Annotated in this window: 22 protein-coding genes; 2 read left to right on the top strand and 20 right to left on the bottom strand. The window is 66.1% G+C overall.

Annotated features, from left to right (window positions below):
- The 9 genes from AC1DXK_RS23585 to AC1DXK_RS23545 form a co-directional block, all read right to left on the bottom strand.
- Window positions 1–187, bottom strand: a 187-nt coding sequence (locus AC1DXK_RS23585; protein WP_477299289.1) for a transposase, incomplete at its 3' end; no start/stop codon positions are given.
- Between the two features lie 59 nt (window positions 188–246).
- Window positions 247–384: a hypothetical protein gene (locus tag AC1DXK_RS23580; RefSeq protein WP_477299287.1), complete on the bottom strand. Its 138-nt coding sequence runs from the start codon at window positions 382–384 to the stop codon at window positions 247–249.
- A gap of 88 nt (window positions 385–472) precedes the next feature.
- A complete protein-coding gene (locus AC1DXK_RS23575) occupies window positions 473–799 on the bottom strand; it encodes a hypothetical protein (RefSeq protein ID WP_477299285.1) in 327 nt (108 codons plus the stop codon).
- Between the two features lie 139 nt (window positions 800–938).
- Window positions 939–1,064 carry a hypothetical protein gene (locus AC1DXK_RS23570; RefSeq protein WP_457108088.1) on the bottom strand — a complete coding sequence of 42 codons (126 nt, stop codon included), beginning with the start codon at window positions 1,062–1,064 and terminating at the stop codon, window positions 939–941.
- Window positions 1,065–2,074: 1,010 nt separating this feature from the next.
- Window positions 2,075–2,344, bottom strand: a complete 270-nt coding sequence (locus tag AC1DXK_RS23565) for a hypothetical protein (RefSeq protein WP_457108089.1) — start codon at window positions 2,342–2,344, stop codon at window positions 2,075–2,077.
- 119 nt (window positions 2,345–2,463) lie between these two features.
- On the bottom strand, window positions 2,464–2,676 hold the full coding sequence (locus AC1DXK_RS23560) for a hypothetical protein (RefSeq protein ID WP_457108090.1): 213 nt from the start codon (window positions 2,674–2,676) through the stop codon (window positions 2,464–2,466).
- A 372-nt stretch (window positions 2,677–3,048) separates the two neighbouring features.
- The gene (locus AC1DXK_RS23555; RefSeq protein WP_457108091.1) at window positions 3,049–4,791 is read right to left on the bottom strand and encodes a methyl-accepting chemotaxis protein; all 1,743 of its coding nucleotides are present in this window, start codon (window positions 4,789–4,791) and stop codon (window positions 3,049–3,051) included.
- On the bottom strand, window positions 4,788–5,162 hold the full coding sequence (locus tag AC1DXK_RS23550) for a hypothetical protein (RefSeq protein WP_477299282.1): 375 nt from the start codon (window positions 5,160–5,162) through the stop codon (window positions 4,788–4,790). Before AC1DXK_RS23550 ends, AC1DXK_RS23555 begins: the two co-directional genes overlap by 4 nt.
- Before the next feature lie 78 nt (window positions 5,163–5,240).
- A complete protein-coding gene (locus AC1DXK_RS23545) occupies window positions 5,241–7,628 on the bottom strand; it encodes a putative bifunctional diguanylate cyclase/phosphodiesterase (protein ID WP_477299280.1) in 2,388 nt (795 codons plus the stop codon).
- A 542-nt stretch (window positions 7,629–8,170) separates the two neighbouring features.
- Between AC1DXK_RS23545 and AC1DXK_RS23540 the strand changes: the two genes are divergently transcribed.
- Window positions 8,171–9,589 (top strand): TAXI family TRAP transporter solute-binding subunit, encoded by a 1,419-nt coding sequence (locus tag AC1DXK_RS23540; RefSeq protein WP_457108094.1) that lies wholly within the window; start codon window positions 8,171–8,173, stop codon window positions 9,587–9,589.
- Between the two features lie 411 nt (window positions 9,590–10,000).
- Here AC1DXK_RS23540 and AC1DXK_RS23535 read toward each other — a convergent pair whose 3' ends face one another.
- Entirely contained in the window at window positions 10,001–10,852 is an 852-nt protein-coding gene (locus AC1DXK_RS23535; protein WP_457108095.1) for a trypsin-like peptidase domain-containing protein, read from the bottom strand.
- A gap of 550 nt (window positions 10,853–11,402) precedes the next feature.
- Here AC1DXK_RS23535 and AC1DXK_RS23530 point away from each other — a divergent pair.
- Entirely contained in the window at window positions 11,403–12,197 is a 795-nt protein-coding gene (locus AC1DXK_RS23530) for a bestrophin family protein (protein WP_477299278.1), read from the top strand.
- Window positions 12,198–12,306: 109 nt separating this feature from the next.
- Here the strand turns inward: AC1DXK_RS23530 and AC1DXK_RS23525 are convergent, their stop codons facing one another.
- From AC1DXK_RS23525 to AC1DXK_RS23480, 10 genes are all read right to left on the bottom strand, one after another.
- Complete coding sequence (locus AC1DXK_RS23525; RefSeq protein ID WP_477299276.1) at window positions 12,307–12,723, bottom strand: hypothetical protein; 417 nt, start codon at window positions 12,721–12,723, stop codon at window positions 12,307–12,309.
- A gap of 11 nt (window positions 12,724–12,734) precedes the next feature.
- Window positions 12,735–13,649, bottom strand: coding sequence for an LssY C-terminal domain-containing protein (locus tag AC1DXK_RS23520; RefSeq protein WP_457108098.1), 915 nt, complete (start codon window positions 13,647–13,649; stop codon window positions 12,735–12,737).
- A gap of 203 nt (window positions 13,650–13,852) precedes the next feature.
- Entirely contained in the window at window positions 13,853–14,893 is a 1,041-nt protein-coding gene (locus AC1DXK_RS23515; RefSeq protein ID WP_477299273.1) for an HAD family hydrolase, read from the bottom strand.
- A 33-nt stretch (window positions 14,894–14,926) separates the two neighbouring features.
- The gene (locus AC1DXK_RS23510; RefSeq protein ID WP_477299291.1) at window positions 14,927–16,522 is read right to left on the bottom strand and encodes an arylsulfatase; all 1,596 of its coding nucleotides are present in this window, start codon (window positions 16,520–16,522) and stop codon (window positions 14,927–14,929) included.
- A 181-nt stretch (window positions 16,523–16,703) separates the two neighbouring features.
- Complete coding sequence (locus AC1DXK_RS23505) at window positions 16,704–18,368, bottom strand: arylsulfatase (protein WP_457108108.1); 1,665 nt, start codon at window positions 18,366–18,368, stop codon at window positions 16,704–16,706.
- 182 nt (window positions 18,369–18,550) lie between these two features.
- Window positions 18,551–19,474 carry a formylglycine-generating enzyme family protein gene (locus tag AC1DXK_RS23500; protein ID WP_457108101.1) on the bottom strand — a complete coding sequence of 308 codons (924 nt, stop codon included), beginning with the start codon at window positions 19,472–19,474 and terminating at the stop codon, window positions 18,551–18,553.
- Between the two features lie 120 nt (window positions 19,475–19,594).
- Window positions 19,595–20,077: a hypothetical protein gene (locus AC1DXK_RS23495; RefSeq protein WP_457108102.1), complete on the bottom strand. Its 483-nt coding sequence runs from the start codon at window positions 20,075–20,077 to the stop codon at window positions 19,595–19,597.
- 71 nt (window positions 20,078–20,148) lie between these two features.
- Window positions 20,149–20,340 (bottom strand): hypothetical protein, encoded by a 192-nt coding sequence (locus tag AC1DXK_RS23490; protein WP_457108103.1) that lies wholly within the window; start codon window positions 20,338–20,340, stop codon window positions 20,149–20,151.
- Window positions 20,341–20,596: 256 nt separating this feature from the next.
- Window positions 20,597–22,912 (bottom strand): efflux RND transporter permease subunit, encoded by a 2,316-nt coding sequence (locus AC1DXK_RS23485; protein WP_457108104.1) that lies wholly within the window; start codon window positions 22,910–22,912, stop codon window positions 20,597–20,599.
- Window positions 22,913–23,033: 121 nt separating this feature from the next.
- Window positions 23,034–23,609 (bottom strand): hypothetical protein, encoded by a 576-nt coding sequence (locus AC1DXK_RS23480; protein WP_477299270.1) that lies wholly within the window; start codon window positions 23,607–23,609, stop codon window positions 23,034–23,036.
- Window positions 23,610–23,898: the final 289 nt, after the last annotated feature.

Raw genomic sequence — 23,898 nt, 5'->3', positions numbered from 1 at the left:
CGCCCGTCGATCCTGCCGGCCGCGGCGGGGGTGAGGCCCCGTTCAGCATGGCGCGCCACTGCCGCAACATCGAGGGCTGGATCCCGAGCTCGGCCGCGACCTGCATCTGCGGCCGGCCGCTGCTCTCCAGCAAGGCGACCGCTTCGCGTTTGAACTCGGGTGTGAACTCTCGTCTCGTCTTCGCCATCCGACACCTTCCCCGCTCAGCATGAGCGTACCAGAGGTGTCCGTGAAACCGAGGGAGGATCACTCAGCGGAGATGGCGAAACGCTGCGCGATCAACCTGTCTCGGGTTTCCTTGCGCCAGTCGCGGATCGTCGGCCAATCCGCATTGGCGGCCGGCAACGCCGGGCCGGAACCGGCAGCCTCGGACACCTCGCTCACGGAACTCATGGTCTTGCTACCCGTCGCTCCCGTGTTGCTGCCTGTGAAACTCCATTGGTCGGTGCGGGTGCACCGCGTGGCACTTCGACTACTGCCCGCCGAAAGCGCGCAACGGCCGTCCGGCTTCCGAGCGGTGCATCATCACGGCCAGTCCCGCAGCTTCATCGATCGCGGCAAGCCGAGGCCCCACGGCTGCATGAAGGGACATCTCACTGCGATCCAGAAAGAGGTTGACGCGCTCGCACCACTCGGCGTCCGGACTGTTCGCCGCCTCCGCCTCCCGCAGGGCCTCGGCGATCATCTGACGAACCTCCTCCACGAGCTGGCGCGTCAGGGGCGGTCGCGTTCTGGCCGCATACGCCTCGCTGATAATGCCGGCCCACTCGTCGGCCGTTCGACCAGGGTGCGTGCCCATGTGCCCTCCCTCGTCACCTGAAATGTAATCAGCCTCGAAAAGGGGCTCACCCACTCTCTTCCAGGTCAGGCATTTACATATGCCGATCGGCGTCCGAATCGCACTTTGGATCGCCGCCTCCGGTCACGCCACCACCGGGTTAGACCACACCCGAGTCGAGTACGCTCCCGTTGACGGCCGGTCGGTTGCCCATTTTGAACATGTGGCGCGTCGCGTTCATCGCGATCCGCTCGCCGTCGAGGTAGGTCTGGCCGATGAAGCTCATCCGGTCCGACCGCCAGGGACGGCCCGGAAAAGCCCAGACGGCTGGCCGTGTCGAGCTATTCCCTTGGGCGCCTCAATCGGAATTGAGGCTTGTGTGATGCGCCGTATGACTGTGGCCGTGCCCGCCGCGAACCCGATCGACTCCAATAAAGAGGAGTATAAGGACTAACACGATCCAGTCGGACACGCCTACGAGCTCTCGGACGCTTAACGCGATCGGCATCACGGGCCTCCTATCTTGAGGGATGATTCACGCTCCAGAGGATCGAGACTAAGCCAACGAAGCACGCGATGAGGCCGAGCATGCCGACGAGAGCTGCCAGATCCGGCACGCCTTCGAGCCCTTGAGCAATTACTGTGCTCGGCATCGCGCGTCTCCTATGACCCTTGATGCTGACCCTTGATGCGGCGAGCATCCACCGCGCCGTAATCCTCGTCTCGGTCATATCCGCGGATGACCGTCGCCCCTGCGACGTCACCCACGCGACCTGGCAGAGCGAGGCGGCCAGCTCTCCCATTCTAGTGAGAGCCCACTCCTGCGCGCCCATTGACGGACCGCCGCACCGAACTCACGCCCTCTCGAGCGAAGACAGGTACATTCTAAACCAGATTCGCGCCGGTGTCTTGATAAGCCGTAAAATGAACTGTCTAGGACTGTGCCGCATGCGCCTGAATACTTAAGCTCACGAGCTTGGCCTAATCGCCTTCGGTCCGGTCCCTCACCGCGAGCTGTAGCGACAGGCCCGAAGCTGCCACTCGGTTGCGATCGCGCGGCTTACAATCTGATAGGGCACGGTACTGCGTGCGCTGCGCATAGGTCTGGCCCGTGTAGGTCGGGTCGCGCAGGACGCCGCCTCACGCCGCTTGCGTTGCGGCTCAGCAAGCTGAGCCGCATCATCCGTTGGTAAGGACGGCCAAACGGAACGCCCGCCCGGATCGGCTCAGCGGCCCCGGCAGCGCGAGGCGAGGAATGTAGCGCGACGCAAGTCCGGCGCATTGAAGCGGGACCGTCTAGTACGCCAAGCTCCCGGTCTCGACGTCGCAGAGCGCCATGAACTCAGCGCACCGCCGCTCAAGTTCCGAGCGCGGTTCGAGATCTGGCTGGGCGCGCTTGGCAAGTTGCCACGCTTCAACGGCGGCCTCGGCGCTCGCCTGCATCGCCACTTGTTGGGCGGCAGTCAGCGATCGAGACGGCTCTAGACCGAGCTGGTGGCCAATCTCGCGCTCAATCGCCGTCCCTGCAGCAAGGACGCGGAAGTTGCTCTCGTGCGCCTCGTTCATGCTCGCACTCCGGCCGACGAAGTGGTCTCGGGCCGTTATGGCCGGCGGCCCATGCATTGAGCCAGCCATAGACGCGGTGTCAAACACCACACGCATCCCGAAGTTTGCCAGCCTAGGTGCTACTCGTCACCCATCTCCTTGTGCTCGGTCACTTCGTCCTCTTCTTCGGCGTCATCGCCGAGGAGGTCGTCCAACTCTTGGATCAGATCTGCGATCTGCTGCCCGTTCGCACGGACGCGGAAGACTTCTCCATCTTCGGCCTCGAAGGTGAGGTGGTACTCGCCCTGGATCTCGTCGGAGAGCACACGGGCTAGCTTCTTGGGCAATCTCATTGCATGGCCCCTCCCAGCGGTAAGAAAACGCGCAATCACCGAGCACGGTGCCGGCGAGCTCTAAGCAGAGGGGCTGGATGGCTCCTAGGTCACCAGGCCCGCTTCTTCCGGAGCGGGCTTCCGAACTGATGGGTCGGAAGTCCGGAAGGGTGCATTTTGAGACGACTACCTGAGCCGCAACGCAAGTCCGCTTCTCCGGCTTGAACGCCGGAAGCGGACGGGCCGCAATGGGCCAGGCTACGTCACGCCGGATCGTCAGCGCGCTCAGAACCGGACGTTCGATTTTGCGCCCATCTCAGTCGCCGAGCGGCGAAGTTCCCGGCTAACCAAATTCAAACGTGCAGACTACGGTTCAGTGGGAACTGGTGACGATCATGCCGCTAAGCAGTTCCCGTCGCGCAGGGCGGGATGGCGAAGCCCTGCCCGGACGTTCAACCCCGCCCTTCCGTCCTCGCTCCAGGCGACTTCGGCTACTGTCTGACCTCGATCGCCCATCTCGAACTCGACCGCCTCGCCTGGTGCGAGTTGAGGCGCTTCGGAGATGCGGGCGCCAAGCGACGAGACCTCCACGACGCGCACCGGGAATCGCCGCCCCCGCACGCTCACGAATCCCGCCTCGTCGACGCCGACGCGCACTGTCCCGCGGCGCTCATCCAAGTCGGTGGTGACCCGCTGCACGAACGTCGTCACCGACCGCGCGAGGTCGGCTGCGACCACCTTGAGGGACTCGGACGCGGAAAGCGCGCTGTTGGCGTGGTGCTGCGTCTCCCGCGTGGCCCGCGAGACCGAAACGGCGCCCGCGTGCGCCTCGGTGCTTCCTTGGGCGACCTGCGCTACCGTCCGAGAGATCTCCTGCGTCGCCGCCCGCTGCTGGTCCACCGAGACCGCGATGGAGGTGGTCAGCGCGTTGACTTCCTGAGTGGCCGAGGCCATCGCCTGCACGGAACCGACCGTCCGCCGCGTCGAGGCCTGGATTGCCTCGACCTGGGACACGATCTCGTCGGCCGCCCTCATGGTCTGGCCCGACAGCGCCTTCACCTCGGAGGCGACAACCGCGAAGCCGCGGCCGGCCGCACCGGCCCGAGCCGCCTCGATGGTGGCGTTCAAGGCCAGGAGGTTGGTCTGGTCTGCCACCGACTTGATCAGGCCCATGACGGCGCCGATGCGGTCGGCCACGACTGCGAGCTGCTCGACCTCGCCGCTCGTCGACCGCGCAATCTCGGTCATATGCGCGATCAGCTCGCGCGCCCGCTCGGTCTGGCCGGCGATGTCGGAGATGGAGGCGCTGAGTTCCTCGGCGCCCGCAGAGACGGACAGCACGTTCTGCGCAGTCGCCGACGCCGTGGTCTCAGAGGCCGCGGCCTGCTCGCTTGACTGTATCGCGACCTCGCTGAGTGCCAAGGCGGTCTCGCGCATGCCACTCGTCTCGCGCTCGACCTTGTGCTCTATCTCGACGAGAGCATCGCGGAACTCGGCGACGACCTCGCCGAGCTTGCGTTGACGGTGGGCCTCCAGGCTGCGGTCCTGGCTGGCCGCGGCCTCGGCGTGGCGCTGCGCCATCTCGCTTTCGGCGGCCTGCCGGGTCGCCGCCTCAGCGGAGGTGAGTGCGTTGGCGAGTTGGCGGGCAGCCAGCACCAGGGCACCGGCCTCGGTGACGAGCACCAGGGCGTGCAGGACAACGCGCAGGTACTCGGCGCCGTTCGGGAATACGGCGGCCGGGTAGAGGACATTGAGGGCTAAGTGGTGGACGGCCACGACACCTGCGGCCACCAGGATGGAGGACCAGCAGCACCAACCCGCGACGATCGCGAGGGCGGCGAAGAAGACCATGTGTGCGTCGATCTGCAGGTGCGTGCCGGAGGAGACCAGCACCAGCAGGCCGACGAGCATCATCAGGGTGGCCGACGAGAGGTGGCGCGTGAAGGCCACCGCGCCGTGCCGGCGGGCGACGGCGAGGGTCGCGCCGGGGAGGATGACCGCGAGGACCGTCACCGGCACCGGCAAGACGTCCCGCAACCAGGCAAGTATCGTCACGATGGTCGCGAGGACGCCGAGGGTGCCGACCATGACCGGCATGAAGGAGAGGCGGAGGCGTTCGAGGCTGCTGTTAGTCACGGCTGCGTCGTTCCGGTGAGGGTCAATGGGAGCCGGAAGCCCGGCAGGCAGGCCCCGATGGGGCCGGCGGCGAGAACGAGGAGGGCGCCGGCCCGGCGCAGATCGGCGGCGGTATCGCGCCCGGCGGCGTCGAGCACCGCGACGTGCCCGCCGGATGAGAGCCACAGGATTGGCGCCCTGGAGGCGGCTACGGCTCTGGGAACCAGAGCGTCGGGAAAGAGAGTCAGCACTGCGACCGGCTCGCCGGGGCGAGGCGCCAGGGCGAGAGCGACCGGGGCGAGGCCGCAGCCGAGGACCAAGGCGGCGGTCAGTGCGGCGGCACGGAGAGGCGGCAGGGCACATGGTGGGATCGGTGTCTTCCGCTCCCTCATGCCCGCCTCCCGCCTAATCCGCTTCCGGTATCCAGCCTTTTAGGCCACTGGGGTTGATGACAGCCTCTCACCAAGGCCTCAGGCGCGTTTTCGACCATCGGCGATGAGCGGGATCGTGCCATGCGTGTGCTGGGTGAACTGCCCGATGGGCGACGGCCGTCCCATGAGATAACCCTGTGCTTCGTGGCACTGCTCGGCGATGAGAAAGCCGAGCTCGGCATCCGTCTCAACGCCTTCGGCCAGGACGGGGAGCCCAAGGCCGCGTCCGAGGCCGAGCACCGAACGCACGATGGCCGCGGTCTGCTCGTTGCTGTCGACCGACCGCACGAACGAGCCGTCGATCTTGATCTTATCGAACGGGAAGGAGCGCAGGTTCGACAGGGACGAGTAGCCGGTGCCGAAGTCATCCATGGCGATGCGCAGGCCGAGCGACTTCAACTGCCGCAGCGTCAGGAGCGCCCGGGCTGGATCGCTGATCAGCGCCGTCTCGGTCACCTCCACCTCCAGCCGGTGCGGCGCAAGCCCGGTCCTGAGCAGCACCTCGTGCACGAGGCCGACGAAGTGCGGGCTGTGGATCTGCACCGCCGAGACGTTGACCGCGATGGATAGGGGCTGGGGCCAGCTCGCCGCCTCGCGGCACGCCTCGCGGAGCACCCACTCTCCGATCTGCAGAATGGCGTCGCTCTCCTCGGCAATGGGGATAAACACGGCGGGCGAGACGTAGCCGCGCTCCGGGTGCTTCCAGCGCAACAACGCCTCGAAGCCGATGACCGCGCCGCTGCCGACCTGGGTCTGCGGCTGGTAGACGAGCTGCATCTCGCCGCGCGCCACGGCGTGGCGCAGTTCGTGTTCGAGGAGGCGGCGCTCGCGCACTTCGACCCCCATCTTGGCCTCAAAGAAGCGGTAGGTGCCGCGTCCCTCGGACTTCGCACGGTAGAGCGCCGTGTCGGCGTAGCTCAGGTGCGCCGCCCGCTCGTCGGCGTCGTCGGGGTAGAGGGCGATGCCGATGCTGGTTGCGATCTGCGGTCCGCCGGTATCACTCTTTCCGGAGCGCAGCGCCTCCAGGATGCGCTCGGCGATCCGCCCGGCAGCGGAGGCGTGCTCGCAGGGCACCAGCACCGCGAACTCGTCGCCGCCGAGCCGGGCCATCATCTGAGAATCGTCGAGTTCAGCCGAGACGATGCGGGCGACGCTCTCCAGCATCGCGTCGCCCGCGGCGTGTCCAAACAAGTCGTTGACCTCCTTGAAGCGGTCGAGGTCGAGGCAGAGCACCGCGAGCTTGCGGTCGCCGCCTTGTGCCGCCCGCATCTCTTGTTCGAGGCGCTTGCCGAAGCTGGCACGGTTGGCGAGCCCGGTGAGCGCGTCGTGATGGGCGAGGAACTGGATCTGGCTCTCGGCCTGGCGGCGGGCCCGCAGGTCGCGCACCGCGACGGCGTAGTGCGGCCGGCCGGCATGGTCGACCGGCTGCATGATGACTTCGACCGGCACCCGCGAGCCGTCGGATTGGCGGAGTTCCGCCTCGACCGGACGCTCGGGCTGGCTGGCCAACGCCAATCGGGCTGCGTCGCCCGGCAGATAGGTGGAGAGGGTCGTTCCCGCCAGCATGCCTTGCGGCAAGCCGACGAGCTTGGCGAAGCTCTTGTTGGCATTGACGACCGTGTCGCCGGTGCAGACGACAAGACCCTCGACGGCGGCGTTGGCGAGACTGTGCAAGCGGTCGGCCTCCACCTTGGAATGCCGGCGGTCGCGGACGTCGAGCGCGAGCGCCGCGCCGGCGAGGAGCAGGATGGCGAAGCTGGCGAGCGCCACGGCGACAGCGAGCCAGGCGTTCGGGACCGCGGTGTCCGAGACGGCAAGCGTCGGGTCGGGCGTGACGGTGACCGCACCCATGGCGGTGAAGTGGTGGCTGCAAATGGCGAGCAGCAGCAGGAGCGCAGCAGGCAACTGGCGGATCAGGCCCCGGGCGCCGACCTGCGCCGCCAGCGCGGCGCCTCCCAGGACGCTGCCGAGCACGAGCGAGACGGCGACGGTCGCGAGGTCCCACGCCTTGTGGCCGGCCACGTCGTAGGCGGCCATGCCGGTGTAGTGCATCGCAGCGATGCCGAGCCCGAGGATAATGCCGCCAGCCCAGGCCGCGGCCCGTCCGCCGACCAGGACGGCGAAGGAAAGGCCGGACCCGACCAGGGCGACAGCTATGGCGAGCGACAGGCCGGTGAGCGCGATGTCGTAACCGCTCGGGACGCCGGGCGCGAAGGCGAGCATTGCGATGAAATGTGTTGCCCAAATGCCGGAGCCGCCGGCGATCGCCGCGACGGTGAGCCAGCCCGCCTGCGCCCATCCGACAGCCCGGCTCGCGTGGCTGACGATGCAGACCGTCGTCAGGGCCGAGAGGGCACAGATGCCGGCCGCTAGCGCGACGAGGCGAAAGTCATGCGCCTCGACAAGGCAACCGACGACGGTGAGCATGGAGGGGAGCCTTAGCGGACGATCGTTCCCTCACGATGCAGTTGAATGTTGTATACGGGTTTAATGGCGGGCAACCGAGTTGTGGATCCACAACCTCGCCTCCTAGGTCGTCGACGGGCTGGAGCTTTGCCGACGAACTTCTTACCCGGCGTGGCGCACCACACGTCTGCTTGCTCACGATCCAAGCCGAGAAGCGGACAGGCCGCTTTCGGCCAGACTGCGCCATGCCGAATCGCCGGTGGGCGCAAAACCGGCCATTCGGCTTTGCGCCCATCCCGGTCGCTCCAGGAGCCTCGGTCGCTTCTCCATTGCAGACATTCGTTTAACGGAATCGATCCCGGGCCGGAATGGAGCATTCGCCCACTCACGCAAAAGGGCGCAGATCCGGAAGAGGGATCGACGGCGCTAACGCGTTCAACGAAAGCTCATAAGACACGACGGCGGACGCGAATACTGCTAATCCTGAGCCTGACTGGTGATTGCCCGCGCGTGATCCGGAGCGCTTGGCTTGAGTGCGCGAAGAGCACGGGAGAGCCGCGATTATGTCTGACGCGACCACCGTCGATCCCGATCCGGTTAGAACAGGCCAGGAGCGACCTGTCGTCCACCTGCCGCCCCGCAGACGATGGGGCCGACTACTCATCGTCGTAGGCGTTCTGCTCCTCACCGCCGCCGGGTTCGCGCTGGCTCACTTTTGGTCACCGCATGCCAACCTGCGCGTGACCACCGGCCCACAGGGCGGTGCTGCTCAGCGGTTCATGGCAGCTTTCGTCTCCGTCTCGGCAGTCCAGCATCCCCGCGTTCACCTGGAGCTCGTGCAGGTTCCGGATCTCGCCGCGAGCGCCAAGGCTTTGGAAGACGGAAGGACAGATCTGGCATTCGTGCGCAGCGATGTGGCAGCGCCGGCCAACGCGCAGACCGTCGTGATCCTGCGCCGGGACGTGGTGGCCTTGGTCCTGCCGCCCCACAGCAAGATCAGCTCCGTGGCGGCCTTGGCCGGCAAGACCGTCGGCATCGCGGCCGGCCAATTGCAAGCCAACAATGCTCAGGTGCTCGACACACTCCTGAGCTTTTTCGACATCCCCGCGAAGGATGTAGGCCGGACCTTCCTGCCCCTGGCGGAACTCGGGCAGGCCGTCCAGCAGAGGAAGGTCGCAGCGGTGCTCGCAGTCGGTCCGATGGCGCCAGGCGAGGTGGTCGATGTCGTGGCCGCCATCGCGCGCGCAACGAAGGGCACTCCCGGCATCCTGGCGCTCGATGAGGCGGAGACCATTGGCAAGCGCTTTCCCGGGTTCGAGTCCATCGACGTCCCCGTCGGCGCGTTTCGAGCCCGGCCTGCCACGCCCGGCGACGCAGTCACGACACTCGCCGTCACCTATCGCTTGACCGCTTCGGAGCTGATGACCAACGTCGTGGCAGCTGCCATTGCTCGCTCGATCCTGACCACGAAGGGCAAGCTGATGGCCGCGACGCCGCTGGCCAACCAGATCGAGGCCCCCGATCCCGATGACAAGAGCCCCATTCTCCCGGTTCATCCAGGCGTGGCGGCTTACCTCAGCGGTGGTGACCAAAGTTTCCTGGATCAGTTTCAGCAATACTTCTACGTCCTCGGCTTCGGCATCAGCTTCGCTGGATCCTTATTCGCCCTGGTTTCGGGCTACTGGAACCGACGGAGATCGGACGAGGATTGGCGGCCGATCAAGAGGCTCGTCGAGATCGCCGATGAGGCGCCAGGCGCCGAGCGACTTGCATTGGACGCTCTTGCACACGAGGCCCAGGCAATCGCGTCATCCGTGCTCGGCCGGCAGGGGGCGGCTGTAGGCGCAGAGCGGTTGTCGGCGTTCTCGACGGCGCTTGCACATGCAAGGCACGCCCTCGATGCGCGAAGGTCAGCCCTGGGTCCACCGATGGAACCGAAGTCCGGACCGAAGTCCGTGCCGACCCTGGTCGCAGCCCAGTGAGACAGTGCCCTACCAACCGAGTTCGCGATTACGTGCCGGATGCTCAATGGCTCGTGAGGACATTTACAGCGCGAGAGGCCTAGAATGACTGCCTCGTTCGCCCCCGCCGCCCCTGTTGTGCCTACCTACGCATCCCTGCCGCGACAGGCGTGAGCACCAGAGGGCAGTCCGTCGCGCAGCGAGCCATTGGGGATGTCGAAAAAGTACCTCGGCTTCGTCGCCTGCCTGTTGGTCGTTTAGGCACACTGATCCTCATTAGCACCGCCATCTACGCACGTCTCGGCCAAGACATACAACATTTCCCGAGCCGCCATTTCTACACGCTCGCTCTGATCAATGCGCTTGTGCTTGCCAAGATCCTGTTCGGGTACGAACCTCGCGTTGAGCGAAACGGGGCAGAGCGCGTACTCACTACGGGATGCGGTTCCGGATTGCGACCAAGGTCGAGGCCGGGACAGCCGTGTTAGTCGGGCTGCCCCAGGGCGTCGGGATCGCCGCGTGTCCCCGTGGCAAGAACAGCAGCGGGGGGCTTGTCAGGAGGCCATTGAGCACCGCGACGACCGCGCCTTTCCCGCAATCGAGCACCGGCGCCCCGGAGGCGCCATGATCGAGAAGGAGGCGGTTGGCGCCCTGAACTTCGAGAAGAGCCAAGCCGGTATATCGGCCCGCAGACTCGGCGGCCTGACGCACGATGCCGCGTGCGGCCTGCATCTGTCCCTCTGGGTAGCCGAGAACCAGGACGGGGTCATCGTGTGCAGGAGCCGTCGGTTGGACGTCGAGCACGGTCGCGTTCGGAAAGGGATCGTGCAGTTCCATGATGGCCACATCGTCTGCTAGACCGGTCGATCCCGGCCCGCGCTTCGGCCCTTCCGAAATCCTGCCCTTGACGGTGACCCGTACCTGAACCCGCGCCGTGACCTCCGGCTCGCCCTCGTGGGCCGACTGGCGCAACTCCGCTTCATGCCATCCCTCGTCAGGGAAGCCGATCGCGAAATGCGCGGCGGTCACCAAGAGCCTGGGCGAGGTGTAGAACCACGCGGTAGCACGCTCTCCAACGACTTCCCCGCGCCCGTCGCGCTGAGGCTCGCTGAAGTACCGGGTGATGCTGACGACGGCCCGAGCGGCGCGAGACGGGTCGACGCAGGATCCGCCACTCTGCTGGGTTTCGGCGCGAACAACACGTCCGTCGAGGACAACGAAGAGCGGGATTAGCACCAGGCCGATGACACGCAGCCTGCTCAGGACCAGCTCTGGTGAGACCATGCCTTTCCCCGCATGACGCCGCTGGATCTGCGGGACATGGGGCTGACGGTCTCGGGCAGGTCCAGAATAGTCCTCCCAACCCTGAGGGCTCGCCGCATGTTCCTGGCAGCGGAGCATCTCCACGCCGTGCGGGCTTCAAGGAGAAGCATAGGATCCAGCGGCAGTTGACTGACTGCTTCGCTTCGGGGCCGTTGCCTGGCCGGCTCTACAGGGAGCGTCCCGACTACTGCAGTCATAGGGCGGCTCAACGCTCAAAAGCCCAGTCCGACTCCGTCAGCACCGAAAGTGCGGATGAACCCAGACTTCGACCGCTAGGAAGCGCTCCGGTAGAAGCATCACCGAACCTCCGCTTGATAGAGCCGTACCTCGACATCCGAAGAGGCAGCATTGCACCCTCCATATCGTTCGCTGCCGCTGTGCCGTAGGTTGACTAGCTGAATTGTCCAGCTTGGCAGGCTCGCCCGCGGCGATGATCACTGATCGGCGTACCGGCCTATTCCAACTTCTGCGCGAGGGCATCCCGGCGCTCCTCGTCCTCCTCGCCTGGGACGTGATCGTCGTGGTCGTCTTCCAAGTGGCTCATCGCTCCTGGATGGACCAGCCAAGCTTGCCAACTTCGCTGATCGGCTCTGCTCTGGTGCTATTCCTCAGCGTTCGCAACAACACCGCCTATGCGCGCTGGTGGGAGGCGCGGACCCTATGGGGTGCGGTCACCAACAACGCGCGCTCATTCTGCCGCGAGATGGCCACCTTGATTGGCGGCGCACCCGATCTCACCCGGGCCATGGCGGCCTACGCTCATGCCCTGCGAGGCGCCTTGCAGGAGGTCGATGTCACCGCGGAAGTCGAACGCCTTCTCCCCGCTGACATCGCGACCCGCATCCAGGGCCGGCGCAACGCGCCCAACGCGATCTTATACGAGATGGGCCTGAACCTGCGGCAGCTTGCCGAGGAGCGCGCCGTCCATCCCGCCGCTCTTGCTGCGGTCGATCGCATTCTGTCGGATATCGCCAACGCCCAGGGCGGCCTTGAGCGGATCCGCAACACGCCTCTGGCCATCCAGTTCTCGGCCCTACCAGGCGTCCTGGTGCGCGCTTTCTGCCTCCTGCTGCCCCTCACCATGGTTCAGGAACTGGGCTGGATCACGCCGCTGGGCTCGACTGTGGTCGGGTTCCTGTTCTTGGCGCTCGACCGGATTGGTCTCGACCTGGAAGACCCATTCACCAGAAGCGTTCACGCCCTGCCGATGCGTGCCATAACCCGAGCCATCGAGATTGACCTGCTGCAATCCATCGGTGAGCGCGCGCCGGAGCCGATCCGCGCCAGCCATGGCGTCCTGCACTAGGCACAGGACGTAGAGGCCGCCGCTCCTATGAGGTCGGGAGTAACTGGCCGTCCCGGTGTCGCCGGTCGAGCGAAGCCAGCGGGAATGCTGACTATCTCAGGGGAGCGGCTTACGGAGATGTTCTCCGTCGATTCATCATGGCCCAGGCACCGAGTGCGAGCGCAGGGTCGAGAATGGCGAACGTCACCAGTAGATGCGGGAACACTCCGGACGCGGCTAGCGCCAGGAGAACCGCCGGAACGAACGTCAGTCGGTTGACCACCGTCGCGGCAACGATCTGCTGCGCGCCCGAACGCCCACCAAACAGGTAGAGCCAGCCAATGACGGCAACCGCCATCCCCATGGCACGGATGAGCCCCTGCTCATCCCCGACAAAATCCCGGTCCCTGAAAAGCACCTGCGTCGCGCCTGGCCAGACGATGAGTAGCGCTCCGGCCGCGAGATAGATCGCACCGTTCATCGCCRTGTACTTGGATGTGCTCGATACGTTGCTTGGGGTCGCGAGAAGCTCCTGGATGAGTGACATGCCGCGCTTCCTCAACTGATGAAACTTGCCCTCGGTAAAACGAGGCCCGATTTTCCGGAGACGGCGCTCAGGGCCGAGTCGCGAGCATCAAGCGGATTGCCGGGCTCAGGGCTCAGGTCCGCCATGGCGACCAGACCGTCGTTGACGTAGCGGTTCACCGTGCCGAGCGTCAGCCGATCACCGGGCCGGTGGTAGCGCACTGGCCCGATTCCGCCCTGCTCCGTCAGTTCCCGGACGACGAACGCCCGCTCCGCGTTGGTGTCGACGTCGGTCGCATGGGTGACCTGGAAACTGAGGCGCGTCAGGGAGAGCCCCACATCCTTGGTGGCGGCACCGACCCACATGGCGCGCTCCCTGTAGGCCGGCCGGCCTGACGCGAGCCAGAAGGCCGCGGTGTCGAGGGTTGCCTCCGCGCGCTCAACAGAGAGGCCCCAGAAGCGCACGTGGTGGCGCTTGCGCGGGCTGTTGTCGATGGAGCGCTGGAAGCCGACGTCCTGACCCCGGTTGAACAGAAACAACGTGCTGAAGGGGGCACTCGGGTAGGGGCGCTTCAGCGCGAAGGCGCAAGCCATCCTCCACGAACTGCCGAGGCCGAGCGGATCCGCCTGGGTCCAGCCCGCGAGGGCAAAAGCTCGCTGCAACTCGTCAAGGGTGCCGATAAGCACCAAGTTCACGGGATCACCGGGGAGGCCATCGCCTGTCAGCGTGTAGGAGGGGACGCGGCTCCGGTTGAGGATGTGCACTCCAAGCCTGATCGCGCGCGGCAGGATCAGGTAGGCAGCGGCGGCGTACGTGGACGCAACCGCCAGGACGAGCGGCAGGCGGCGGTCGGCGACGTCGTAGAACAGCACCACGATCAGCCAGACCGTCACCAGGCCGAGGACCGCAACCAGCGTACGCTGCCCAAGCAGCTTCAGGCGTCTCACGGAGCATGTCCTCCCTTCGGCCGCCAGGGGTCCTCCGCTGGGCTCACCCGGCGCGCTCCTGGCGTGAAGCTGTCCGAGCGTGAAGAAGAGGCTATCGTCACGCGGTACGCTGCCACACTTGTGAACGCCGAGCAGGATCCGACTGGAGTAGTGGGCGGTCCTGTGCCTGCCGGCGAAGCATCAGACCGAGTAACTTTGAGATTTCAGTGTAGATCGAACGGGAAGATCACCTTCCAGTCCTTCTTCATGTCTATGACGGACCAGTTATCAGCCGCGGCGGCGTCCAAGGCTGTGTCGAGGCGCCCGAATGCGGTGTTCCGATCATACGCGTATTCCTGCTCGGCGTCCGTGTGGTGGACGAGCATGCCCAGGCGTACGCCGCCGCTCAACGTCGTCCACTGCAGCATCTCCAGATCGCCGTCGGAGTTGCCGAACGCCGCGATAGGTCTGCGGCCGATATACTCGTTGATGCCGACGGGCTTGCCGGTCTTGTCGTCGATGAAGTTCATCTCTGCCAAGCGGAACAGCTCGGGACGCCCGTCGCGCATCTCGAATCGCGTCTTGATCGAAGATCCAACGACCTGCTCGGGCGGCACGCCGTAGACGCGTTCGGTCCAGAGGCGCATGAACTCCACGCCGCCGCCCGAGACGATGAACGACTTGAACCCGTGCGCGCGCAGGTAGCCGAGCAGCTCGATCATCGGCTGGTAGACCAGCTCGGTGTAAGGTCGCTTGAAGCGCGGGTGCCGGGCCGTCGCCAGCCACTGCGTGACGATCCCGGCGAACTCCGCATTCGTCATGCCGGCATGGGTGACCATCACCAGTTCCATCATGCCGCGCTCGCCCGATGCGGCCAGGGCTTCCATGTCACCGTCGAGCACGGCTTGGAACGGCTGCTTGTTCTTCCACTCAGGGTGTAGGGGCGCCAACGCTTTCACGCGATCGGGCGCGAGGGCGAGTTGGACGTACATCGGGTGTTCCGTCCAAAGGGTGCCGTCGTTGTCGAAGACCGCGACCCGCTCGGCCGGCGCGACATAGTCGGCTCCGCCCTGGTGTGTGACGCGAGCGACGAAGTCCATGATGGCCCGCTTCGATGCCGATTCATTCCAGGAGGCCAGAGGAGTGGCAGGCGACGTCGGCGCCTGCGCGGACGCCGGCAGGATCGTTCCAGCCACGATCGGAAGTCCCGCTAAGCCCGTGAGCGCGGTGCGGCGGGTGAGTTGGGAGGCAACGCATGTCTTCATGTTCCGGGCTCCCGGAGCTGTCCGACGGTCTGTTTAGTTGCTGGAGGGAGGCAGCCGGAGCTTCTCCATCGCCTGCTCGACCGAGAAACTGCCGGGGCGCTGCCGGGGCGGGAACTGCTGGAAGCTTTGCAGATGCTGCGCGACCAGCGCCTGGGCTGGAACGAGCACGAAGGCGTGCTCGATGAACCAGCGCACGTAATCGCCGGATTCGTGCTGAGCTCGCTCGAAAGGATCCGAGCGCAGGTTGAACAGCATCGGCAGGCGCAGCTGCGCCATCGGTTGTGCCCAGACTGCGAGACCTTCCGCCTTCTGCTCCAGGAACACCGCTTTCCACTGGTCATAGCGCAAGCCGGCCAGGTTGCCGTCATCCGTCCAGTAGAAGAACTCGCGGCGCTTGTCGGGACCGGTGCGGGCGAGAAGCTCGCGCTGGTCGTAGCCGTCGAGGTGAGCCGTGAAGGTTTTGCTGGCCGCTTCGTAGCCCGTCAGGAGTTTGTCCTTGATCCCGGGCTCACCGGCTGCGGCGACCAGCGTCGTTGCCCAGTCCTCGGCCGAGAAGAGGTCGTTGATCTCAGTGCGCGGCGGCACCAGACCGGGCCAGCGCACCATCGCGGGCACGCGGTAGCCGCCTTCCCAGTTGGTGTTCTTCTCACCACGGAACGGGGTCGCGCCGCCATCCGGCCACGTGAACGTCTCGGCACCGTTGTCGGTGGTGTAGATCACGATGGTGTTGTCGGTGATGCCGAGGTCGTCGAGCTTCTTGAGAAGCTCGCCGACCTGCCCGTCATGCTCCACCATGCCGTCCGGGTAGATGCCGAGCCCGGTCTTCCCCTGCGCCTCGGGCTTGAGCCGGGTCCAGATGTGCATGCGGCTGGTATTGACCCAGGCGAAGAACGGCTTCTGGTCCCGATTGGCCTGGTCGATGAAGTCGACCGAAGCCCGGACGAATTCCTGGTCGATGGCCTCCATCCGCTTCTTGGTCAGCGGCCCGGTGTCCTCGCAGGTCTGCTTTCCCCAGGGGCCGAAGCGCGGGTCCTCACTCTGAATATCCGTGGCGGTGGCGACACATCTCAGGACGCCGCGTGGGCCGAATCGCGTACGGAAGGCGGGGTTCTTCGGATAGTCCGGGTGCTCCGGCTCATCCTCGGCGTTCAGGTGATAGAGGTTACCGAAGAACACGTCGAAGCCGTGCACCGTCGGCAGGAACTCATTGCGGTCGCCGAGATGATTCTTGCCGAACTGCCCGGTGGCGTAGCCCTGCGGCTTGAGCAATTCGGCGATAGTCGGGTCCTTGCTGGATAACCCCTCCTTGGCGCCCGGCAGCCCCACCTTGAGGAGGCCGGTCCGCAGCGGGCTTTGGCCGGTGATGAAGGCCGAGCGCCCGGCGGTGCATGATTGCTGGCCGTAGTAGTCGGTGAAAACTGCGCCCTCGTTGGCGATCCGGTCGATGTTGGGGGTGCGGTACTGCATCATGCCACGGTTGTAGGCGCTGATGTTCCAGTAGCCGATGTCATCGCCCATGATGACGAGGATGTTGGGCTTTCGTGGCTGCGCGGCCGCGGGCGCGACGGTGACCGTCGCGACGAAGGTGGATGCCAGCAGCCCGAGCCATCCGCGGCGTTGCGTGCTCATGGTAAGCTTCCCTGGTCTGATGAACGCACGGAGCAAGGGGCGGTGTTCGCTGGCACAGGTTCTGCGGCGTGGACGGACGTGACCTGCGAGACACCGGAATGCCCGCAGGTCCCACAGCCCTCCAGTTGCTCAGGTGCGGTCGCCGAGCTGTCGGCGACCGCATGAGGTTCAGCCTAGACCTTTATTCGCCAGCATGGCTGGCGGTGTTTGCCTTTTTGATCTGTTGAAGAACCTGGCTCAGGTTGTAGCTGGCTGGATCCTGCATGGGCGGGTATGTCTCGTAAGATTCGAGCTCCCTCAGCCAGAGGGCCTGACCGATGGGCAGGATGTTCCAGTCGTAGAGGTAGGCTGTGCTGGGCGCTGCTAGCGCGCCACCCATTGCCAAGGCCGATTTGTTGTCGACCACTGTAATCTCGAACGGATCGCGCTTGATGTTGGCAACCTGAGCCCAATGGAAGGTCTGAGGACCAAGCAGGCCACCGGTTGCGTCCGGTTTGTCCATGGCGAAGTAGAGCTTCCAGTTCTTAAACCGCACTGCCGATGGGACAGCCCCCGTATAGTAGAAGAACGTGTTCCGGGCTGACTTCGTTGAGCCTTCGAGGAAGTCGCGCTGGTCGACCCCGTCAAGGGTCGTCTTGACGATACCCGGATAGCTGCCGCCCTCGATCCGCTTCTTCAGCCCGTCGCCCTTCTCGCCGCCCGCGATGTTGACCAGCGTCGGCACCCAGTCGAGCGCCGACATCATCTCCGTCTTGACGGTTCCCGGAGCGATGTGGCCCGGCCAGCGAACGACGAGAGGCGCCCGCATGCCGCCCTCCCAAGTGGTCAGCTTGCCGCCCTTGAAGGGGGTCGTGCCACCGTCGGGGAAGGTGATGACTTCCGCGCCGTTATCCGTCGTGAAGACGACGATGGTGTTGTCGAGCTGACCCATATCCTCCAGCTTCTTGAGTACGACGCCGATGTTGTCGTCGAGCTGCTTCATGCCGACTTCGTTGATGCCCCAGTCCTTTCCGCCCTTCTCACCCAGCATCGCCTCGTACTTCGGCGAGAGCATCGTGGTGATGTGCATCCGGGCGGGATTGTACCAGGCGAAGAACGGCTTGTTGGTCTTCTTTGGATCGTTGCGGTCGAGATAATCGACGACGTGCGCGGAGATCTCCTCGTCGACCGTCCGCGAGCGGTCGAGCGTCAGTGGCCCTTCGTCCTTGCAGGTCTGGTTCCCTGACGTCCCGTCGGATGAGGTGCAGGCGATCATCGGGCGCGGCGGCATCAGGCATAGCGTCGTCTTCTGGTCCACTGCGCCGGGCGTCTCGGCCAGGCCGGGGACCGGCGAGTTCTTGCAGGGCGGCACGATGCCCTGGTCGGTCGGGCTCTTGTTGATGTCGGGGAAGCTCACGCCCTGCATGGCATCAAGGTGGTAGAGGTAACCCCAGAACTCCTGGAACCCGTGCGCCGTGGGCAGCGCTTCCGTGTGGTCACCCAGATGGTTCTTGCCGAACTCCCCGGTGTTGTAGCCGAGGTCGCGCAGGAACTTGGCGAGCGCCGGGGTGCCTGGGCGCAGGTAGGACGGGCTTCCTGGAAGCTGGGGCGGGATCATACCGGTGCGCAGGGGATGCATTCCGGTGAAGAAGGAGTTCCGTCCAGCCGTGCAGCTTTGCTCGGCATAGTAGTCGGTGAACATCGCGCCTTCGCGGCCGATGCGGTCGATGTTCGGCGTCTCCCCGACCATCAGGCCGCGATGGTAGATACTCGGCTGCATCCAGCCGATGTCATCCCCCATGATGAACAGGATGTTGGGCTTCGATGACGGCTGCGGCTGTGGGGCTTGTGACCACGCGGGCGTCATAGCCGTTGCGGCCAGCAGGACACCGCCGGCGAGCGCCTCGTAGGTCCGGCGGACCATTGGGCGAGCGGCCCTGTGCGGTTGCCCCGCACGGCTGCGCAGCTCGCGCGAGCGCCCACCTTCAGCGCTCCCCGAGGATGCCGGTGGATGCATGGACCTCGAAATCTCACGTGGATCGCCGTGGCTCATGGTCGGCTCCTCTCCCTGGTGATGGTCCGGAAGCCCACGTGGCTCATCGACGTGTCGACGGGCTGGGGATGGCGGGCGGCGGGGCGGTAGCGCCGGCAGTAGTTCGGCGCGCACAGGTGCGAGCCGCCCTTCACCACCTTGCGGGGGATCAGGTTCTGCGGGTCACGAGGATCGAGGCTGTCCGCCTCACCCCCGCCGCGCGGGTTCTGAGGGATACAGCAGGCCTTCGGGGCGTCGGCCTGATGCCGCTGCGCGAACCAGTCGGCCGTCCACTCCCAGACGTTGCCGATCATGTCGAGAAGACCGTAACCGTTCGGCGGGAAGGTACCGACTGGCGTCGTTCGCCGGAAGGATCCGTCCTTGGTGTTCAGGTAAGGGAACTCCCCCTGCCAGGTGTTGGCCATCGCGCGGCCGCCGGGCGCAAACTCGTCACCCCAGGCGAACTCGGCACCGTCGAGCCCGCCCCGCGCGGCGAACTCCCACTCGGCCTCGGTCGGCAGGGCTTTGCCGGCCCACGCCCCGTAGGCCTCTGCATCCTTGTAGGCGACGTGGACGACAGGATGGTCGTCGAGGCCCTTGATCGAGCTGCCCGGACCGTAGGGGTGGCGCCAGTTCGCCCCTCGCAGGAACGTCCACCATTGGCTGCAGTGACGCAGGTCGACAGGCCCGCGCGGAGGGACGAAGACGAGCGAGCCGGCAAAGAGCAGGTGCGGCAGCGCGCTGGGGTAATCCTTCGCATCCGGCGCTATCTCGGCGACGGTTCGGTAGCCGGTGGCGTGAACGAACCGCTTGAACTGCCGGTTCGTCACCGGGCTCTCGTCGATCCAGAAGCCGTCCACCGTCACACGATGGACCGGTGCCTCCTCGGGGTAATGCCGGTCGGATCCCATGCGAAAGGTACCGCCTGGGATCCAGCGCATGCCTGGGTGATCCTCAGGCTCCGTCGCCAGGGCGGTCCCAACGGCGAGTACACCCCCCATGCGTGGCTCCTTTGAGTTGCTCGTCTGACCTCGGCCTGGCTGCGTCGCGGGCAGAGCCGATCAGTATTCGCAGCCGTCGTAGGATGAGCCGTAGCCGTAGCCGGCGTACCCGGCCGGCGCGTACCCGTAGCCGTAGCCGCCGCCGTAGGCGCCATAGCTGCCGCCGTAGTCGCTGTAGTAGGGATCCGCGTAGTACGACGACCCGACGGCCGCGGCAGCCAATCCGACGCCCAGGCCGGCCGCAGCCCCATAGCCACCATAGCCGCCGCGGTACCCGTACCCACGATAGCCACCGTATCCGCCGCGGTACCCGAAGCCGCCGCCCCGGTAGCCCGCGAAGCCGCCGCGATAGCCGAAGCCGCGGTACCCGCCGACTCCGCCGACGCGGGCGCCGCCCAGTCCGGCACCTCGGAACCCGCCCCCGTAACCACCTCCACGGAAGCCACCCCCGCCGAAGCCGCCGCCATAGGGCCGGGCATCAACGGACGTTGCCAGGGTCACCCCGACCAGCAGGGTCGCGCAGGCGAGTGCCAGGCGTGTCATGTCGATGGGCTCCCTCAGTGGTCGCGTAGTCATGGCTGACTAGCTGACGACGAACGGGTGGAAGCTGGCCGTTACCAGCGTCGATAGCGCCGGACCGCCACGGCGCGCCGGCCGTAGATGCCCCGCCGGACGCCCACCGCACCGCGTGGGCCGACGCAGCCGGCCCGGTAGATGCCGCGGGCACAGACAACAGCGTTCGCCTCGGTCGGCGCGAAGGTCACGAGGCCCGCTAAGAGGCCGAGCACGACCAGAACGTATCTCATGACGGCCCCCCCAGGTTGTCGGCCTGACCGCGGCAGCGACCCCGAGTCGGGTACGACAGAACTCACAATGCTGTCTCGCTGAGAGGCTGCTTGATCGGATGGGACACCGGCTTGTATTCTGGAGCAAAACAGAGGTTTGCAGTAAAGAATTCCGTTGCGTGCTCCGGTCCCGCGGGCCGTCATCGGTTTCTTGCCCGCCACGCGGTGAAGCCCTGGCCGGACCAGCGCCGGAAGGCTCGCGTGAACGCATAGCTCTCTATCGATGGCCGATTGACTGCCGCCACCGGCTGAGCAGGGTCACCGTCGGTCGGAAGATGGTCAGGTCGGCCACCAGAGCCGCCAGCATCGCCAAGGCGCTCACCCAACCGAAGATCCGCAGCGATGGCAGATCCGACAGCACCGTCACGCCCAGCCCACAGGCGAGCACCACGGAAGTCAGGATCAGCGCAGGTCCAACGAGCACCGTCGCCCGCTCGACACCCAGCGCGGGATCCTCATCCGCACCGCTGACCAGCCGAAGGCGGTTTAAGAAGTGAATGGTCGCGCTGAGGCCGAGACCATACGCCACCGTGAGGGCCACGATGCTCGCGAACTGCAGACCGTCGCCGCGCAGCCAGAGGACCGTGCCAGACACGAGGACCGGAAATATCCCAGGGAGAACGCTGGCGAGCCCAACCACGACCGAGCGGAAGGCTAAGCCGATGAAGACCGCCATGAAGGCGATCTCGACCGTAAGGCTCCGGTTGAGCCGCCCGATCATACTGGCCGAGTTGCGGGCGGCCAGGGCCGATAGGCCCGTTACCGCGATCCGGTAGTCGGGGTGACGGCTCCGGACCTGGGCCAGTCCCTTCTCCAGCGCCTCCGTCACCGGGACGAGATGGTCGATGTCCACGTCCGGCACGCGGCCCGTGACGACGGTCGCATCCTGTTCGGCCGGGATGAAGCGTCGGGTGAGATGGGACGGCAACAGCTCGGCATAACGTTTCAGCACGGCCGTGTCGGATCCGTGCCCGGCTTCCGCAAGCCAGCGCCGCAGCGTCTCTAACGACCAGACGTTGCCGATGCCAGGCTGCGCCTCCAGCGCGGTGTGCACCTCGGCGATGATGGCCAGCGTCTCTGGGGCGTAGAGCGAGGCGCCGCTCGGAAACTCGATCAACACGTCGACCGGATTCGCGCCCGTGAGCTTCGCGTCCAGCTGTCCGTTTGCCGCCACGGCCTGGTGCTTGTCAGGAACCTGATCCGCGAGGCGGTAGTGGGGCTCCAACTGGGCGTAAGCCACCGCCATGAGCGCGACGACGGCGAGGCTCAAGAGGCTGTAGAGCCCGGGCCGGCGCGTCATCCGGGCAGCGATCCAGGCGCAGGCCGCACGCAGGGCATCCACGCCCGGGTCGGTCCTATGGTTAGCGTCCACCCCGGCCGGCTCGGGCCGCACAAGCAGTAGGCCGAGGAGCGGCACCAGTGTCAGCACCGTGAAGAGGGCGATCACGGTCGAGAGCAGGCCGGCTTGGCCGAAGGTGCGGATCAGATCAGATTCCGAGGTCATGAGGGCTGCAAACGACAAGCCCGCCGCGGCATGCGTGAGCACGCAGGCGGGCCCAACGACCAGGACGGCGTTGCGGAAGGCGTCGCGCTTGGCCTCGCCTGCGATCAGTCGGTCGCGCGCCGCGAAGGTCAGCTGCATCGAGTCGGAGAAGCTGATCACCATGATCAGCGGTGTCATCATGTTGAGGAACATGTTGAGGCGAAAGCCGAGCCAGCCAAGCGCACCCAGCGCCAGCAGAATGGCGATCAGCGGCGGCCCGGCGGCGACCACCATGTAGGAGAGGCGCCGGAAGAACAGGACCGCGATCAGGCTGCCTGCGGCGAAGCCGAGCCCGTTGTAGAGTAGCCGGTCACGCTCGACCGCCTCGCGGATCTCCAGCTGCATGACCGGCACACCCGACAGGCGCACGCTCAGTCCCGTCTCGCCCAGGTCCCGGGACGCCACCGTCCGGATCTCGCTCACGACGTCGGATAGGCCCGCCGTCCCGGCAACGGCCGGGTCGAGGGCCACGACCACGAGCGCGAGGCGCCCGTCCTCGGACAGCAGCTTGCCGCGCAGGATCGCGTTCGCCCGCACGCGAGCGATCAGTTCATCGTAGGCCGCACCATCCGGCAAAGTCTCCGGAAACAGCGCTGGAGGGATATGGCGGTCCTCCGGCGGCTGCCGGGCGGAGAACAGTGAGATGACGCCGCGCGTCTCCTCGATGAGCTGCACGTCGGTGACGAGGTCCCGCACGCCCTCCAGGGAGGCGCGCTCAAGCAGGCCACCGCCCTCGACAACGAGAAGCACGTCGAACTCGCTCGACGGGAAGCGTCGGACCAGGCTCTCGTACTGCCGGAACTCCGGAGTATCGGCCCTGAACAACTGGCCAAGCGAGTCGTCGATGCTCAGGCGTGCGGTGCCGAAGATCGCGCCGACGCAGAGGACCAGCAGGAGGAAGATCGCCGCTGCTGGAAAGCGCAGGGCGACGAGCCCCAGGCGCTCGATCCCGAGCGCGAGGCGGTCGGCCACCGGGGGAGCGCTCGGCATCGGCCGGTCCACGACCCCGCCGTTCCGGACATTCATCTCTCCCGCTCGGCTGCTGAGTACTGGGTTTCAAGCCGCGCCGGAGCCCTGAGCCTGTTCGAGCCGCCAGGTGCGCATCGCTCTCTCACTCCCGGTTGAGGGTGAGCGAGGCGCCGGCGAGGTCCGTGCCCTCAGAATGGATGGTCACGGTCTGACGGGGGCCATGGGTCGCGAGCGACAAATCGGCTGTGAAGCCGGGAGCACTGACGTGCGCCGAGAGTTGCCGGGGATCGGCTCGACCCGACAGCGTGCCGGAAACACCTCGAGTCGTCTCGGACCAGGTGCCGGTGATCGCGCCTGCACCATAGTTGATGTGGCTGGTCAGTTCGAACCGGTAGCTGTCGCTCGCGCAGCGCAAGGTGTTCTGGACGGCAGTGCCGTCGCCGCCGACCAGATAGGTCGACCGGCAGCGGATGCGCTCGCGACTGCCGCCTGACAGCAGAACCGCGCCGCTGCCGGACCAGCTTCCCGCAAGGCTGGCGAATGGCGTTTGCGCCATCCATCGCTGGGCCTCGGCGGTGACCACCATGAACTGCAGGAGGGCGACGACGGCGACGGTGCCCGAATGGCGAAGCTGGCTCCCGCCCCGCAACCTGCTGAAGCGCGTCGGTTCCCGAACCTGCCGTGCGGGTACGCCGGTGAGCGCGGTCACAACGGCCATGATCGGCTCCCGAGGGCGTTCCGAATGAGCGTCATCGTGCCTTGACGCGGCAAAGATCAGTGTTGGCGCGGCATGGTGTGTCGGCCCTTGTGAATTCCAGAACGAGGGCATCCCTCTATCCTGGCGGCCCACCTTCAGCAGCCGTCACAGACACCGTCGTCCTTCAGCAGCTTCTCGTCGATGCGGTGGGCGCGCCGGTCCATCTGCCGGATCTGGGCGCCTTGACTGCCCTGGAGAACACCCTCGCTGTCGTTGAGCGGCGGCGTCGTGATCGCCTGCTGTTCCATGG

Source organism: Methylobacterium sp. P3_A11 (assembly GCF_056403155.1).
Note: the sequence above shows the minus strand (reverse complement) of the source record. Positions and strands in the feature narration are given on the sequence as shown.

What these genes read in the sequence shown, in the direction of transcription:
- AC1DXK_RS23575 (WP_477299285.1), bottom strand. Translation starts at nt 799, where the DNA reads ATGGGCACGCACCCTGGTCGAACGGCCGACGAGTGGGCCGGCATTATC.
- AC1DXK_RS23570 (WP_457108088.1), bottom strand. Translation starts at nt 1,064, where the DNA reads ATGAGCTTCATCGGCCAGACCTACCTCGACGGCGAGCGGATCGCGATG.
- AC1DXK_RS23565 (WP_457108089.1), bottom strand. Translation starts at nt 2,344, where the DNA reads ATGAACGAGGCGCACGAGAGCAACTTCCGCGTCCTTGCTGCAGGGACG.
- AC1DXK_RS23560 (WP_457108090.1), bottom strand. Translation starts at nt 2,676, where the DNA reads ATGAGATTGCCCAAGAAGCTAGCCCGTGTGCTCTCCGACGAGATCCAG.
- AC1DXK_RS23550 (WP_477299282.1), bottom strand. Translation starts at nt 5,162, where the DNA reads ATGAGGGAGCGGAAGACACCGATCCCACCATGTGCCCTGCCGCCTCTC.
- AC1DXK_RS23545 (WP_477299280.1), bottom strand. Translation starts at nt 7,628, where the DNA reads ATGCTCACCGTCGTCGGTTGCCTTGTCGAGGCGCATGACTTTCGCCTC.
- AC1DXK_RS23540 (WP_457108094.1), top strand. Translation starts at nt 8,171, where the DNA reads ATGTCTGACGCGACCACCGTCGATCCCGATCCGGTTAGAACAGGCCAG.
- AC1DXK_RS23535 (WP_457108095.1), bottom strand. Translation starts at nt 10,852, where the DNA reads ATGGTCTCACCAGAGCTGGTCCTGAGCAGGCTGCGTGTCATCGGCCTG.
- AC1DXK_RS23515 (WP_477299273.1), bottom strand. Translation starts at nt 14,893, where the DNA reads ATGAAGACATGCGTTGCCTCCCAACTCACCCGCCGCACCGCGCTCACG.
- AC1DXK_RS23510 (WP_477299291.1), bottom strand. Translation starts at nt 16,522, where the DNA reads ATGAGCACGCAACGCCGCGGATGGCTCGGGCTGCTGGCATCCACCTTC.
- AC1DXK_RS23505 (WP_457108108.1), bottom strand. Translation starts at nt 18,368, where the DNA reads ATGACGCCCGCGTGGTCACAAGCCCCACAGCCGCAGCCGTCATCGAAG.
- AC1DXK_RS23500 (WP_457108101.1), bottom strand. Translation starts at nt 19,474, where the DNA reads ATGCGCTGGATCCCAGGCGGTACCTTTCGCATGGGATCCGACCGGCAT.
- AC1DXK_RS23495 (WP_457108102.1), bottom strand. Translation starts at nt 20,077, where the DNA reads ATGACACGCCTGGCACTCGCCTGCGCGACCCTGCTGGTCGGGGTGACC.
- AC1DXK_RS23490 (WP_457108103.1), bottom strand. Translation starts at nt 20,340, where the DNA reads ATGAGATACGTTCTGGTCGTGCTCGGCCTCTTAGCGGGCCTCGTGACC.
- AC1DXK_RS23485 (WP_457108104.1), bottom strand. Translation starts at nt 22,912, where the DNA reads ATGCCGAGCGCTCCCCCGGTGGCCGACCGCCTCGCGCTCGGGATCGAG.
- AC1DXK_RS23480 (WP_477299270.1), bottom strand. Translation starts at nt 23,609, where the DNA reads ATGGCCGTTGTGACCGCGCTCACCGGCGTACCCGCACGGCAGGTTCGG.